General features: G+C 70.5%; 12 protein-coding genes and 1 pseudogene. 9 read left to right on the forward strand and 4 right to left on the reverse strand.

The genetic code is table 11. The annotated features are described in order from the left end of the window. Positions 1-9: 9 nt before the first annotated feature. Positions 10-1,089, forward strand: a complete 1,080-nt coding sequence (locus tag KO717_RS03845) for a lytic polysaccharide monooxygenase auxiliary activity family 9 protein (RefSeq protein ID WP_301364450.1) — start codon at positions 10-12, stop codon at positions 1,087-1,089. A gap of 134 nt (positions 1,090-1,223) precedes the next feature. Here the strand turns inward: KO717_RS03845 and KO717_RS03850 are convergent, their stop codons facing one another. Continuing rightward, positions 1,224-2,732, reverse strand: coding sequence for a DUF4246 domain-containing protein (locus KO717_RS03850; protein WP_301364451.1), 1,509 nt, complete (start codon positions 2,730-2,732; stop codon positions 1,224-1,226). Positions 2,733-2,937: 205 nt separating this feature from the next. After that, positions 2,938-3,957 carry a hypothetical protein gene (locus KO717_RS03855; RefSeq protein WP_301364452.1) on the reverse strand — a complete coding sequence of 340 codons (1,020 nt, stop codon included), beginning with the start codon at positions 3,955-3,957 and terminating at the stop codon, positions 2,938-2,940. A gap of 139 nt (positions 3,958-4,096) precedes the next feature. Here KO717_RS03855 and KO717_RS37455 point away from each other — a divergent pair. After that, positions 4,097-4,312: pseudogene (locus KO717_RS37455) on the forward strand (transposase); the annotation flags it as partial. A 546-nt stretch (positions 4,313-4,858) separates the two neighbouring features. Here KO717_RS37455 and KO717_RS03865 read toward each other — a convergent pair. Both KO717_RS03865 and KO717_RS03870 read right to left on the reverse strand, forming a co-directional pair. Further along, positions 4,859-5,359: a hypothetical protein gene (locus KO717_RS03865; RefSeq protein ID WP_301364453.1), complete on the reverse strand. Its 501-nt coding sequence runs from the start codon at positions 5,357-5,359 to the stop codon at positions 4,859-4,861. Beyond that, entirely contained in the window at positions 5,359-5,592 is a 234-nt protein-coding gene (locus tag KO717_RS03870) for a hypothetical protein (RefSeq protein ID WP_301364454.1), read from the reverse strand. The genes KO717_RS03865 and KO717_RS03870 overlap by 1 nt, the downstream gene beginning before the upstream one ends. A 176-nt stretch (positions 5,593-5,768) precedes the next feature. Here KO717_RS03870 and KO717_RS03875 point away from each other — a divergent pair, with 176 nt between their 5' ends. From KO717_RS03875 to KO717_RS03905, 7 genes are all read left to right on the forward strand, one after another. Next, positions 5,769-6,845 (forward strand): zinc-dependent alcohol dehydrogenase family protein, encoded by a 1,077-nt coding sequence (locus KO717_RS03875; RefSeq protein WP_301364455.1) that lies wholly within the window; start codon positions 5,769-5,771, stop codon positions 6,843-6,845. 5 nt (positions 6,846-6,850) lie between these two features. Then, positions 6,851-7,537 (forward strand): helix-turn-helix domain-containing protein, encoded by a 687-nt coding sequence (locus KO717_RS03880; protein ID WP_301364456.1) that lies wholly within the window; start codon positions 6,851-6,853, stop codon positions 7,535-7,537. Further along, the gene (locus KO717_RS03885) at positions 7,534-8,295 is read left to right on the forward strand and encodes an HAD family hydrolase (protein ID WP_301364457.1); all 762 of its coding nucleotides are present in this window, start codon (positions 7,534-7,536) and stop codon (positions 8,293-8,295) included. Before KO717_RS03880 ends, KO717_RS03885 begins: the two co-directional genes overlap by 4 nt. Next, positions 8,292-10,691, forward strand: coding sequence for a glycoside hydrolase family 65 protein (locus KO717_RS03890; protein WP_301364458.1), 2,400 nt, complete (start codon positions 8,292-8,294; stop codon positions 10,689-10,691). Before KO717_RS03885 ends, KO717_RS03890 begins: the two co-directional genes overlap by 4 nt. 84 nt (positions 10,692-10,775) lie before the next feature. Further along, on the forward strand, positions 10,776-11,225 hold the full coding sequence (locus KO717_RS03895; RefSeq protein ID WP_301364459.1) for a universal stress protein: 450 nt from the start codon (positions 10,776-10,778) through the stop codon (positions 11,223-11,225). A 562-nt stretch (positions 11,226-11,787) separates the two neighbouring features. Further along, positions 11,788-12,738, forward strand: coding sequence for a class I SAM-dependent methyltransferase (locus tag KO717_RS03900; protein ID WP_301364460.1), 951 nt, complete (start codon positions 11,788-11,790; stop codon positions 12,736-12,738). Then, complete coding sequence (locus KO717_RS03905) at positions 12,735-14,096, forward strand: MFS transporter (protein ID WP_301364461.1); 1,362 nt, start codon at positions 12,735-12,737, stop codon at positions 14,094-14,096. The genes KO717_RS03900 and KO717_RS03905 overlap by 4 nt, the downstream gene beginning before the upstream one ends. The last annotated feature ends 37 nt before the right edge of the window (positions 14,097-14,133 follow it).

Genomic DNA, 14,133 nt, shown 5'->3' on the forward strand with positions numbered 1-14,133 from the left:
AAGGACTTCATGAGCAGCAGCGCCAACATCCAGGCACCCTCCGGGCTCCTGGCCGACATCAGGCACCGATCCGACGGCGACCACCAGGTGTTCGGCATCCACCTTCGGTGGCAGATCGGTGACAATCAGCCCGACCACGGAACCTGGCCCCCGCCGGCGGACTGGAACGAAGGGGACGCTCCCTACCCGCACGTCTACGAGGTGTGGATCAACGGTGAGGCCCGGCAGACGGTGTTCCTCCACTGGTCGGCCTGGAACTGGGCCCCGTCCAACTCCCACTGGGTGGACCTGGGTGAAGAGCCCGACGCCGAATACCGGGTGAAGATCCGGGCCAAGGCCGACGGTTCGTTCACCCCGTTCACCAACGAGGTCACCGTCGCCGCGGCCGCCGCGGTGGCCTGGTCCGCCCCTCCGATGCCCCGGGGCGCCAAGTCCGGCGCCGACCGCTCTCCGCGTCACGGCACGATGAATGACCCGCGCAGCCGGGCCGCCGCCGCGATCAGGGACGAGGACCCGTCTCCGATCTGCGCGAAGGCCCGGGCGGAGAACAGCAGCAGCACCTGGCAGGAGGTGCTGCCGGGCGCCGACCGGATGCTGGCCGACTACCCCTGGAACCACGCCCTGCGCTATCTCGAGTACCGAAAGTTCTTCGAGGGCAACACCGTCGCCTCCACAGGGAACCCGGAGTTCGCCGGTCTCGACCTTGTTCCCGGCACGGATCTCGGCGACTGGCCGACGACCCGGATGGACGCCTCGGCCGCAAGCCACACGTTCTCGTACGACTACATGGCCTATCACACCGACGAGACCTGGTCGCACCGCTGGTTCCTCACCCGCGAGGGGTGGGACCCCCGCAGCGGACTCTCATGGGAGGACCTGGAGCCCGTTCCGTTCCTGGTCGAGGTCCAGGGCGCCCTGAGTGAGGAGGACTCGACCTCTTGGGAGTTCGCCACCCTCCCGACCCGGAGCGGGCGGGCCGCGATCGTGCATGTCTGGGGCGGTCACGGGGGCCCGAACACCCCCGACGGCGGCAACGGCGGCAACACCGGTGAGTTCTTCCTGTCCGTGTGCGACGTGGTCTTCCACTGACGCCTTCCGGATCCGAATGCCCGGTCCGGGGCAGCGGAACGGGTGAGGGTCCATGGGAGGGGGCGGCCGCGGCTTCGCGCGGCGGCCGCCCCCTCCCCGTCACCGCGCCGAATCCCTGCGCCAGGCTGCGGGGTTCAGTGCTCGCAGAGGGAGAATTCTCGCTCGTAGAGCTGCTCGTTGTGTTCGTCGACGAAGAACTTGCGTTCCTGCATGAGTTGTTCCCGGTAGTGCTTGGCCTGCTCAAGCGTCATGGTCGAAGTGTCGGACCAGGGTTGCTGCGGCGGCACATCGGATGTCGAAACGATCTTTTCCGACGGATCGACCAGGAAGAACGCCAGAATTTTGCGGTGTCCCGGGCGTGTGGGGTCCGTCAGGCGGAATGAGTCGACGCGGTGTTGCAGGATGTTCGGGAACGCGATGCAGCGGCCCGCCGGGGTCGATGTCGATCCCAGCATCTGGTTCAGTGCGTCTTCGTCCTCCAGGCCGTAGACCTCACGCAGGCCGTCGTCGTCGTTCTGTTCGTAGTTCGGGTCGTCGAGTGCCACCCGGAAGCTCAGCCGGCTTTCGGTGATGTTCTCGCTGTCCCAGTAGTAGATGCCGGTCGAGACGATCCGCTCGTTCATCATCCCCTCGACGTGCCAGGAACCGCCGGGGTACTCGGGCTTGTCCGGGGTGAGATGAATCGTGGCGAGCTTGACGATGACCTGCAGGCGGCGGCCGCGCAGGTCGACTCGGGAGGATACGTCGGGCAACTCGGGGGCGGTGAAGGCCGGGGCGTCCGGGATGGCCGGGCGACGGTTCTCCCACCAGTCGTCCTGGGCCTCTCCCCATGCACGGAGGGCTTCTGCATAGGCCCCGTCGTCGTTGTAGGAGGTTTTGTTCGGGTACTCCGGCTTCGAGTCGTACCAGCCGTAAGGGTCGACTTCGATTCGCAGGGGCCGCGGATGGCGCAGATCGGTGAGCACGTTCTCCAGCAGCGGGCGGAAGCATGCGAACAAGTCCGGCAGCACGGAGGCCAGTTCGCGATGAGCCTCGGGGTGGACGTTGTTGACGTACGAGCGGAAGGCGACATCGCCATCCTCACTGACGTCGACGTCTGTGGGCAGCCACTGGAACTTCTCCGAGAACTCGTACTTCGAGTAGCGGTCCGTCGGGTTCTTCCAAGCCCTCTCGGGTGCCCCGCTCACCTCTCTCACCAGGCAGAACAGTGAGGGATGAACCAGATCCAGTACCTGGCCGTCGGATCCGGGGTGCCAGTCCTGTTCCGCTTCAGGGGCCTGCTCCAGAACCCGAACCGCCTCGCGCAGCCGGAATCCGAGCTTGTCGTCGACCAGTGTGTCCGACTGCCACACCCCGTCGACGGCGGACACCTCGACGCCGGTTCGTCCGTCCCTCAGCGCGGCGTAGTGCAGGAGTTCGGCCAGCACATAGCGAACCTGGGCTTCGGTGAATCCCTGGGCCACGGCTTCCTGCGTCCACCTGGCGACGATGTCGGCATCGTTCATCTTGTCGAACCACCCCGGCTTCGCGCGAATGAGCGCGCTGCACTGCATCATCTGGAGTTCCCGCAGTGTTCGGGGTGTCGCGAACGACAGGGAACGGGAAGCGAGAAAGGGCAGAGGGAAAGCAGACAGGCCGGTCAATTCTCTTGGTCCTTGCAGTCGGTGTGCGGTGCCGGGAAGGATAGTTCAGCGGACTGACACCGCCCGCCCGTGGCCCCTGTCATCGCTGGTCCGGGAGCCAGGGCTTCGACGCGTAGCGCTGAGTCCCGCTCGCGCCCGTTCAAGACCGAGGAGCGCGAGGGGCAGGCGGGATCCTGCCTGCTGTTTCCGGCGGTGGATGATCGCGTCATGCCACAGAGTCCAGGTGGTCGCCGCAGACATCCTGGATGCTGCGTAGGTCGACCAGCACTTGTTCGCGCGCTCCCTGCTGACCTGCCCTTTCCTTGCAGGACCTTTCCACGGCCTCGCCGATTGCGGCTGTGACCGCTCTCGGAACGAATCGCGCCCCGAACATGTAGCCAGTGTCGACTCGGGTAAGCAGATCGCGCTCTACCGCGTCCCAGGCCTCCAGGATTGCCGGCTGGTTCGCGAGAGGGTCGTCACCCACGGGCTTCTCCAGAGCTCGGATCAGGGTCTGGATGTCCTTGTGTGCCTGGGTGCACAGCTTCCGGTATCGAGCCCACATCTTGTGGGTCGCAACCACCGTGGCGAGACCGATCGTGACCGTGAGAGCCGGCAAGGCTCTGACGGTGTCGCGGTCGAGCGAGGCGAGCAAGGTGTACAGCAACACCGCCACGGCGCCGAAGGCGCTGAAATTCGCCAAGGTCCGGCTGGCCATGGCCCGGTAGGCGCGGGCCGCCAGCCGTTGCAGCTGGTTGTGCTTCGGCTCGATCCAGCGGGTGAAGAACGGAAAGAGAACGGCGAGTGCGAGCATCGTCGCTGCGTCCGCGCCGTGGTCGAACAGCCGACCAGGGGCAGCGATGACCCTGTCGCCGACGGTGAACGGATGCATCCAACACCTGATGGCGACGAGCCCCCACACGGAGAACTTGATCCATTCCCAGCGACTCGTGCACGAGGTCTGGCCAGTGCCGTGCAGCCAGCGGCTGAGCCATTCAGGTATGCGGAACGTGCGCTTGAGCCAGCCGCGTGCTTCCGCCGGCGCGCGCCATCCTTGGCCGAATCCCCGCCACGCATGACGTCCGCGCACGACGAGTACAAGGCCACAGATGAACAGGACGACGCCTGCCCACCGGTACCGAGTGTCGTACAGCGAGTTACCCCACATGTTGATCACACCCCCCACCGGCAGGTAGAGACGCTTCCCATGGGCGAGCGCGGGGCGAGTCCAGTACGAGATCGACATGACCGCATCGTCCTGACCTGACGGCGTCGACGCTTGCGATTTGATGCGGTTCAGAGGTTGCATGACGGCGGCCGACGAGACGTTTCGCGCCGACACCGCAAGCAGCAGATCTCCTTCCAGGCCGAACCGTCGAATTCCCGGCGCGGCCCGGCGGGACCTGCCCGAACGCTACGGGCTGTGGAAGTCGGTCTACGAACGGTTCCGCCGCTGGTCGGCGGACAGACCCTGGGACCGGCTCCTGGCCCACGTCCAGCAGCACACCGCCGGAGCCCGCAAAGGGTGCCCTGGACCGGTGAAGCCCTCAGGCGGTCGCGCGGCGGACTGAGCACGAAGATCCACCTCGACTGTGACGGCCGCGGACGTCCCCTCGCGTTCACGGTCACTGGCGGGAACGTCAACCACTGCACGCAGTTCGAGCCGGTCATGACACGCATCCGCGCAAGCGGTGCGGGCCGGCCCGGCCCCGGACCCGACGGCACGGCGAGAGCCTGTGCCGGCGCCGCGACCTCGTCGCGCGCTGTTTCAACAAGCTCATGCAGGACAAGGCCCTCACCACTCGCCACTACAAAGCCCTGGTCGCCCTCGCCTGCCTGCGACTACGGCTCCCCGGCCAGCATTGTGACGTGCCCCGAGCGGGCGGCGACCACCGGCGTGTGCTGGTGGCGCGGGGATGCCCGGAAGGAACCGGCGGCCCCGGACGCTCGCCGAAGGCCCGGCCGACCCCGGGACGGCGAAAAGCTCGGCGCGCGGGGAAGTCGGGCAACAACACGGCACAGGGCTGACGCACCGCACGGTTCCCGAGCTGCACCAGCTGCTCAGCGCCTTCCCCGTGCCCAGCCCGGGCGACACTGCAGCTAGTAATGTCCGCGCACGCTCTCAGCCGTTCTCCGAGCCTGCGCCTCTAGCCGTCCCCTCGCCCCGGGGCCGCCGCAGCATCAGCTCTGGCCAGGCGGCGGTGGCCCGATCCGGGCCTCCAAGTACCTCTGCACCGGCTCGAAGAGCCCGGACGGGACGTACGGCGGCACCTCTGTAAGCGCCTCGGCCCGGACCGGCACTCGCCGAACTCGGCATCGTCCCAGGGCCGACTCTTGAGAGCAGAGTGATGGTGCAGCACCCGGCCGCCGGTGGCCATGCCGGCGGGCGAGCGGGTCCGTACGGCGTCGCGGTGGACGTCCGGTGCGGCCAGGGCCATGGGGCTGTCGACGTGGACCGGCACATGGCGGGGCAGCGTGCCGTCGCCGCGCAGGGTGGCCAGCTCGTGCAGGACGGCCGCGGTGCGGTCGATCGCGAAGGCCGAGATGACCACGGTCCCGCCCCGGGACAGCGCGCGGGTGATCACCGAGGCGAATTCCCGGCGGGCGCTCTCGTGGTCATGGCGGCGGTTGCCGTACGTCGACTCCATCAGCAGGACGTCGGCGCCCGGGAACGGCTCGGGTGGCCGGGGCGGCCGAGGTCGCCGCTGTCCCGGTTGCGGCGCCGTGGGTCCGCGACACCCTGGAAGAGTCCGCAATCGACGAGGATCCGGGCGTGACCGCTCTCGACCAGGAACTTGCTGCCGGTGACCGTCCGCACTCCGCCGAGGAACCTCAGCAGGGCCGGGCGGGCGGTAGCAGGGGACGGGGCTGACCGGGACATGGCAGCAGCCCTCCTTCGGTACGGATGCCGGTCTCCCACCGTCGCACCGCAACGCCCTGTCCGCCGGGTACCGACCGGTCCCGGGTCGGGGCCGACCGGCCCAAGCGGGACGGAGGGACACGGGCGCAGCCTGACGGTGCCCCCTCCCGCACAGCACACAGAGAGAAGGCCGCGCCATGAAGGCACTCGTCTTCCACGGGCCCGGACAGACCTCCTGGCAGGACGTCCCGGACCCCTCGGTCAAGGATGCCGCCGACGCGATCGTCCGGGTCGACGCCGTCACCATCTGCGGCACCGACCTGCACATCATCAAGGGCGATGTTCCGGAAGTGACACCCGGACGGGTCCTCGGCCACGAAGCCGTCGGGACCGTCGTCGAGACCGGCGGTGACGTCCGCAGCGTCCGCCCCGGCGACCGCGTCCTGATCTCCTGCATCTCCGCCTGCGGTCGCTGCCGGTTCTGCCGCGAGGGCCACTACGGCCAGTGCCGCGGAGGAGGCGGCTGGGTCCTGGGCCACACCATCGACGGCACTCAGGCCGAATACGTACGCGTCCCCTTCGCCGACCTCTCCGTCCACCCGCTGCCCAGCGCCCTGGCCGGCCACGACGCCGTACTGCTCGCCGACATCTTCCCGACCTCCTACGAGGTCGGCGTGCTCAACGGCAACGTGCGCCCCGGCGACACCGTCGTCGTGGTCGGCGCCGGACCCATCGGCCTGGCCTCCATCGCCACCGCACAGCTCTACAGCCCCGGCCGGATCATCGCCGTCGACCTCGCAGCGTCCCGGCTCGCCGCCGCACGCGACCTCGGCGCAGACGCCACCGCAAGCGCGGACGAAGAGCCCGAGCGGCTGGTGGAGGACCTCACCGACGGGCTCGGCGCGGACGTGGTCATCGAGGCCGTGGGCGTACCCGAGGCGTTCGAGATGTGCACCCGCATGGTCCGCCCGGGCGGCCGGGTCGCCAACATCGGGGTCCACGGAAAGCCCGCCACCCTGCACCTCGAAGACCTGTGGATCAAGGACGTCACCATCACCACCGGCCTCGTCGACACCCACTCCACCCCCATGCTGCTGCGCATGATGGCCGCCGGCCGCCTCCCCGGGGCCGCCATGGTCACCCACCGCTTCGAACTGGACCAGATGGAAGAGGCGTACGACGTCTTCTCCCGCGCCGGTGAAACCGGCGCCCTCAAGGTCGTGCTCGGCGGACCGCAGCACGACACGGTCGCGGTACCGCCCCAGGAGCGGTGAGTGCCGTGAAGAGCACACCGAGCACCCATCCCCAGCCGTCCGGCGAAGTGACCGGACGCACCGACCTGGGCCGCCGCCTGGCGGCCCGCCGCGAAGCCCTCGGTCTGAGCCGCGACGAACTGGGCCGGCGGTGCGGCGCCGACGGGACATACATCGCCTACCTGGAGGAGCACGCCGCCGCCCCGTCCATCGGCACCCTCGTACGGGTGGCCGGCGCACTCGGCCTGACCGTCGACGATCTGACCGGCGCCGGCGCCCACCGTGTATCCGGCCGGTCCACCGCCCGGCGTGACAGCGCGCTCGTAGCGCTGGACGAGACCGAATGCCGGCGGCTGCTGAACACGCACGGGGTGGGCCGCATCGCCGTCTTCACGTCCGAGGGTCCGGCCGTGCTCCCGGTCAACTACCTGGCCGCAGGGGCCGACATCGCCTTCCGCACCGCCGCGGAAGCCGTCACGGCCAGAGCGGCCGGAACCGAGGCCGCCTTCGAGATCGACAACATCGACGACGTGACCGCGAGCGGCTGGAGCGTGCTGGCCGTAGGTGAACTGGCAGCCGTCACGGATCCGCACGAGATCCACCGCCTCAACACCACGGCCCGCTCCGAGCCTTGGGCCGGGGGTCCGCGCAGCCACTGGATGAAGCTCGCCCGTGTCCGGATCACCGGCCGTCGCGTGGTGCACGACTCATGAACGAACTGCGCGCGGTCGTCTTCGACACCGACGGAGTGCTCCTGGCCACGGCGGACCGTCACGCGGCCGCCTGGAAGGAGACCTTCGACGGTTGCCTCCGCGAGTGGCAGCCACCGCATGCCGGTGCACGACCGCGCCCGTTCGACGCCGTCCGCGAGTACCGGGACCTGGTCGACGGCCGTTCCCGCCTCGACGGTGTACGCGCCTTCCTCGCCGCCCGCGACATCGACCTCCCGCCCGGGACGCCAGGGGATCCCCCCGGGTGTGCCACCGTCCATGCGGTCGCCGCCCGCAAGGAGGAGATATTCTCCGCGATGCTGCGGACCGACGGAGTCCGTACCTTCGACGATGTGCGGCCCGCGCTCCAGGAACTACGGGAGAAGGCGGTCCGGTGCGCAGCCGTATCGGCTTCCCGGCACGCCCGTTCCCTCCTGGAGTCCGCAGAGCTCGCGGGCTACTTCGACGCCCTGGTGGACGGCCAGGACGCGGCCGCACTCGCCCTTCCGGGCAAGCCCGAACCTGCCCTCTTCCTCGAAGCTGCCGGCCGCCTCGGCGTGCCCCCCGCACACGCGGCCGTGGTGGAGGATGCGCTCGCCGGTGTCGAGGCGGGACACCGGGGCGGTTTCCGATTGGTGGTGGGGCTCGACCGGGAGGACGACCCACGCATGAGGGACGCCCTGGGTGCGCATGGCGCCGATCTCGTCCTCCCCGGCCTCGGCGGGCTGCCTGCCGCACTCGAAGCAGGACGCCGCCCGTGACCACACCTTGGCGCTGGGAGTACCACCGCTACGACCCGAAGACCGAGCGGCTGGTCGAAGCCCTGTGCGCCCTGGGCAACGGCCGCTTCGCCACCCGCGGTTCAGCCCCCGAAACCGTCGCCGACGACATCCACTACCCGGGCACCTACCTCGCCGGCTGCTACAACCGGCTCGACTCCACCGTCGGCGGACGAACGGTCTCCAACGAGGACATGGTCCGGCTGCCGGACTGGACCGCCCTGCGGTACCGCTGCCTTCCCGAGGGCGCACCGCCCGGCGACTGGCTCACACCCGACCATCCGGCTCTGCGCCACAGCCACACATCGCTGGACCTGCGCGCCGGAACGCTGACTCGCCGCATGCTCTTCCACGACACCGAGGGCCGCCGCCTGGGCGTCACCCACACCCGCCTCGTCCACATGGGCGACCCGAACCTGGCCGCGCAGAAGACGGTGTTCAGAGCGTACGGCTGGAGCGGCCGGATCGAGATCGAGTCCGTACTCGACGGCGAGGTCTCGAACACGGGAGTCGACCGCTACCGCGCCCTGGCGGGGCGGCACCTCGCCGGGCACCGGGCCGGGGTGGAGGCGGAGGGCACCGCCTGGCTGTCCTGCACCACGACCACCTCCCGGGTACGGATCGGGCTCGCGGTCCGGACATCAGCGCGTCCCCTGGCACCGGTGGACCGGGCGTGCACCGCCACCACCGCCACACAGACATTCGTCCTGCCGATCAAGCGGGCCGCCCCGGTCGTCGTCGTGAAGACCGCTGCCCTGTGCACCTCGCTCGACCGCCCCCCGGCCGATCCGCTGGGGCGGAGCATCGACTGCGCCACGCACGCCCCGTACTTCCCCTCCCTGCTGGCCTCCCACCGGGCAGCCTGGCAACGCCTCTGGAGTGATGGGGAGTTGAAGGTGCCCGGAGAGACGGGCAAGGTTCTGCGACTGCACGCCTTCCACATCCTGCAGACCCTCTCGCCGCACACCGCGGAGCTCGACGCCGGCGTCCCCGCCCGCGGCCTTCACGGCGAGGCGTACCGGGGCCACGTCTTCTGGGACGAGCTGTTCGTCCTTCCCTACCTTGCCCTCCACCTCCCCGGGACCGCTCGCGCCCTGTTGATGTACAGGCACCGACGACTGCCCGCGGCTCTGGAGGCCGCCCGCCGGGTCGGGGCGAAGGGGGCCATGTTCCCCTGGCAGAGCGGGAGTTCCGGCGCCGAGGAGACGCAGCGGCTGCACCTCAACCCGCGCTCCGGCCGCTGGCTTCCCGACCACTCCCACCTCCAGCACCACGTGGGGTCGGCCATCGCCTGGAACGTGTGGCGGTACGGGCAGGCCACCGGCGACGCCGGATTCATGCACGGCCCGGGCGCCGAACTCCTCCTGCACATAGCCCGCTTCTGGGCGGACGCAGCAACATGGGACAGCGGCCTCGGCCGCTACCGGGTCCGCGGCGTCGTCGGACCGGACGAGTACCACGATGCCTACCCGGACACCGCCGCTCCCGGCATCGACGACAACGCCTACACCAACGTCACCGCCGCGTGGGTGCTGGCCCGCGCCCTCGACCTGTACGGGGAACTCCCGGCGGCCCGGCGCGCCGAGCTCCTCACGCAACTCGGCATCGGCCCCGACGACCTCACCCTGTGGGAGGACGTCTCCCGCCGCCTGTACGTGCCGTTCCATCGCGACGTGATCAGCCAGTTCCACGGCTACGGGGACCTCGCCGAGCTGGACTGGGACGGCTACCGCGCCCGCTACCACGACATCCGCCGCCTGGACCGCATCCTGGAGGCCGAAGGCGACACCCCCAACCGCTACCAGGCGTCCAAGCAGGCCGACACCCTCATGCTCGGCTACCTCTTCCGCCCCACAGAACTCGCACAAATGTTCCTTCGGCTCGGGCACCGCCTCGACGACGACCTCTGGCGCAGGACGGTGGCCCACTACCTGCGGCGGACCTGCCACGGCTCCACGCTCAGCAGCCTCGTCCACGGCTGGATCCTCGCCCGGGAACAGGGCCCGGATGCCTGGCGCTACTGCCAGGAAGCCCTGCTCAGTGACATCACGGACGTGCAGGGCGGCACCACGGGCGAAGGGATTCACCTCGGCGCCATGGCGGGCACCCTCGACCTCGTCGAACGCGGCATCGTCGGGCTCGAGCCCCACGCCGACGGCCTGCACATCGACCCGGTCCCCCTGTCCGAAGTGCCCGGGTCCTCGTTCTCGATCTCCTACCTCGGGCACCAGGACATCCGCATCCGGTTCCGGCCCGGCCGCCTGGGCATCAAGGTCCCCTCGTCGCTCCTGGGCCCGGTGCCCCTGGTCCTGCCCGCCGACCGGCACGAACGCATTTCCGCAGGCCAGGAGCGGTGGTTCCGCCTCCCCGAGGGCTGACACGACAGCCACTGCGCGCTCGCGTGGCGGGCCGATCGCAATGCGCACACTGTGGATGTATCAGCCGTCGGAAGGATGACAGGGATGGACAGGCAGCAAGAGGCTCCGCGCATCGTGGTGGGCGTCGACGGATCGCCCTCGTCCCAGGCCGCGCTGCGCTGGGCGGTCCGGTACGCAGGGCAGGTGAACGGGCGAGTGGAAGCGGTCGCAGCGTGGGACCTGCCCGGTGCCGCTTCCTGGTCGGCCCCGGCGGTGGACACCACGTTCGACGAGGAGGAGGCCGAACGCCGGCTGGTCGAGGAGGTCCGCACGGTTCTCGGTGAGGACGGTGCCTCCTCCGTGCACCAGCGCCTGGTACGCGGCAACCCGGTCGACGTCCTGGTCGATGCGGCAGAGGGTGCGGACATGCTGGTCGTGGGCAGCCGTGGTCGCGGCAGCTTCGGCCGAGCGCTGCTCGGTTCGGTGAGCCATCAGACGGCGCTCCACGCGCCGTGTCCGATCACCATCGTCCGGGCGGACGTGCCCGCTGCATGACCGTGCCGAGTGCGGCGGTCGGCGAATCGACGGTCGGCGTCGGCCGTCGATGAGGCCGGCTCGGCCCAGCCGCGGGCGAGGATGATGTGGTGACCCGGCACGGCCGGCCTCGATGGCCACCCGGCCGGTGCCCTTCGGGGAAGACGCCGGCGGTGCTCTTGCGACGGCGGACGCCCGTCCAGCAGGATCCAGGCCCTGGTCGCAACGACGTCGATGTCCGTGCGCGCCGCCAGCCATGGCCACCGGTGCAGCCGTAGTCGAGGAAGTTCTGGCCCTGCTCCCGGTGAGCGCATGCGGGACGGGCCGGCCGAGGACGCAGTGACCTTCGCACGCCACCCTTTCGGGTGGCCCAGGTTTGCATGATCACTACGCGTCAGGTGATGATCACGATCCGTGCAGGGCGTGGGGTGTTTCCGCTCCCCCGTGTGGTGGCCCGGCCTGTCATCCCCTGATCGGACGGGCCGCCCGACTCGACGGCTGTGCCCGCGGATCCGCCGCACGACGGGTACGAGCGTCGGGTGCCGCGCCCGGCTCCGTCCGACCGCTCAGGAGAAGCGTGACCATGACCACGACCACGGCTGCCGCGTCCGGCGTCCGGTCCGGCACGAGCGCCGCCGAGATCGCCTTCCACTACGACGTCGGCAACGATTTCTACGCGCTCTGGCTCGACGAGACCCTGAGTTATTCGGCGGCCCTGTGGGACGGCATCGACGGCGACCCTGCCGACGCGGACGTCCTCGCCCGTGCGCAGCGCGCCAAGCTCGACCACCACCTGGACCTGGCGGGTGCGTCCGGCGACGAGGGCTTCCGGCTCCTTGACGTCGGCTGCGGCTGGGGCGGCATGCCGGCCCACGCAGTCGGCACGGGACGCGTCCGGGAGGTCACCGGGCTCACCATCTCCCCGGCCCAGCACGCCCACATCGCGGCGCAGGCCCACCCAGGAGTGGTGCCGCTGCTGGAGAGCTGGGACGCGCACACCGCCGCGCGGCCCTACGACGGAATCGTTTCGGTCGGGGCCTTCGAGCACTTCGTCAACAGTGGCATGACCGCCCAGGAGCGACTCGCCGTCTACGGCGCGTACTTCGAGAAATGCCACGGCTGGCTGCGGCCCGGAGGGCGGATGTCCCTGCAGACCATCGCGTACGACGACGAGACCGGGCCCGACGGGCCGGTCGGCCGATTCGTCTTCAGCAGTGTCTTCCCCGGCGCCGCCCTGCCGCGGCTCGCCGAGATCACAGCCGCGTGCGACCCGTACTTCTCGGTCACCGTCCTGACTGCCGCCCCCGACGACTACGCGCGCACCCTGCACGGCTGGTCGACCCGGTTGGTGCGGGCCCGCAGGCAGGCGGAGGCACTGGTGGGGGCCGACGGCTTCCGGCGCTACCGGCTGTACCTACGGGCTTCCGAGGCCACGTTCCGGCGGCGGGCGGCCACGCTGTACCGGATCGGATTCCGGCGGCGCGACGAGCCCCTGCGGACGGTGCGCGGCGACGGCACGAGGCACGCCTCGTGACGCGCCGCGAGGCGTGGGCTGCGACGGCGGTCGTCTGTTCGGCCCTGTTCCTGATCGGCCTGGACTTCACCGTGCTGAACGTGGCGGTTCCCGGCCTCCGGCAGGACCTCGGCCCGTCGATGGCCGAGACCCAGTGGATCGTCGACGGGTACGCCCTCACGCTCGGCGCCTGCGTCCTGGCCGCCGGAACGCTCAGCGACACGTACGGCAGGCGGCGGGCCTTCCTGGCCGGACTGGCCGTCTGCGCCGTCGCGTCCGTGGGAGGCGCCCTTGCCGGCAGCCCCGCGCAGGTCGTGGCGGCCCGATGCGGGATGGGACTGGGCGCGGCGCTCTTCATGCCCGCGACACTGTCCACGATCGCCCACGTCTTCCGCACTGCGGCGGACGACCGGCGCCGGGCGATGTCCCTTTGGGCCGCCGTGGCCGGAATCGGGACGCTCACCGGTCCGGTCGCCGGCGGCTGGCTGGTGGAGCACGCCTCGTGGCGGGCGGCTTTCTGGCTCAACGTGCCCGTGGCCCTGGCCGTGTTCGCTGCGGCGGTGGTGTTCGTACCCGAATCCACCGGCCCCCGCCCCCGGCCGCTGGACCGCGCCGGGGCGCTGCTGTCGTCGGGGGGACTTCTCGCGCTGGTCTGGGGCATCATCGAGGCACCCGGGCGGGGTTGGACCAGTGGACCGGTACTGGCCGCCTTCGCGGTCGCGGCGGTTCTGCTGGCGTTCTTCGCCCACTGGCAGACGCGCTGCCCGGCGCCGATGCTGCCGCTCGCGGTGGCCCGGGACGGACGTGCGGCGACGGCGGCGCTCGCACTCGCACTGATGTCGTTCGCGGTGTTCGGCGCGATGTTCATCCTCACCATGTACCTCCAGCAAGTCCGCGGGCTGAGCCCCTGGGAAGCGGGCGTCCGCATCACCCCGCTCTCCTTCGGCCTGGCCTTCGGCGCGGGAGCGGCGGCCGTCGTGTCGAAGCGGTACAGCGCGAGGGCGGCCGTATCGGCGGGGCTGCTGCTGATCGCCGTGGGCTGCGCCGTCCTCGCGGCCGACACTCAGGTCCTGGCCTTCGAGGCTTTCGCGGGCTTCGGTGCGGGGCTGGTGGCACCGGTGGCCACCGAGTGCTTGATGGCCGTGGTCCCGGAAGACTCCTCGGGGCTCGGCTCGGCCCTCAACGACGCCTCGCGGCAGGTCGGTTCCACGCTGGGCGTGGCCGTGCTCGGCTCCGTACTGGCCACGGTCTCCACCGCGGACGGCGCGTCATCCGATGCAGATGCCTTCGTCCGCGGCATGGACGCGGCGGCCTGGACCGCAGCGGCGGTCCACGCTGGCCGGTGCGGCCCTCGCCTGGCTCCGTCTGCCGGGCGCTGACACGGCGCCGGCCCGGCCGGCCCCGGAAGCCCCGCTC

Source organism: Streptomyces xanthophaeus, from assembly GCF_030440515.1.
GTDB classification, from domain to species: domain Bacteria; phylum Actinomycetota; class Actinomycetes; order Streptomycetales; family Streptomycetaceae; genus Streptomyces; species Streptomyces kutzneri.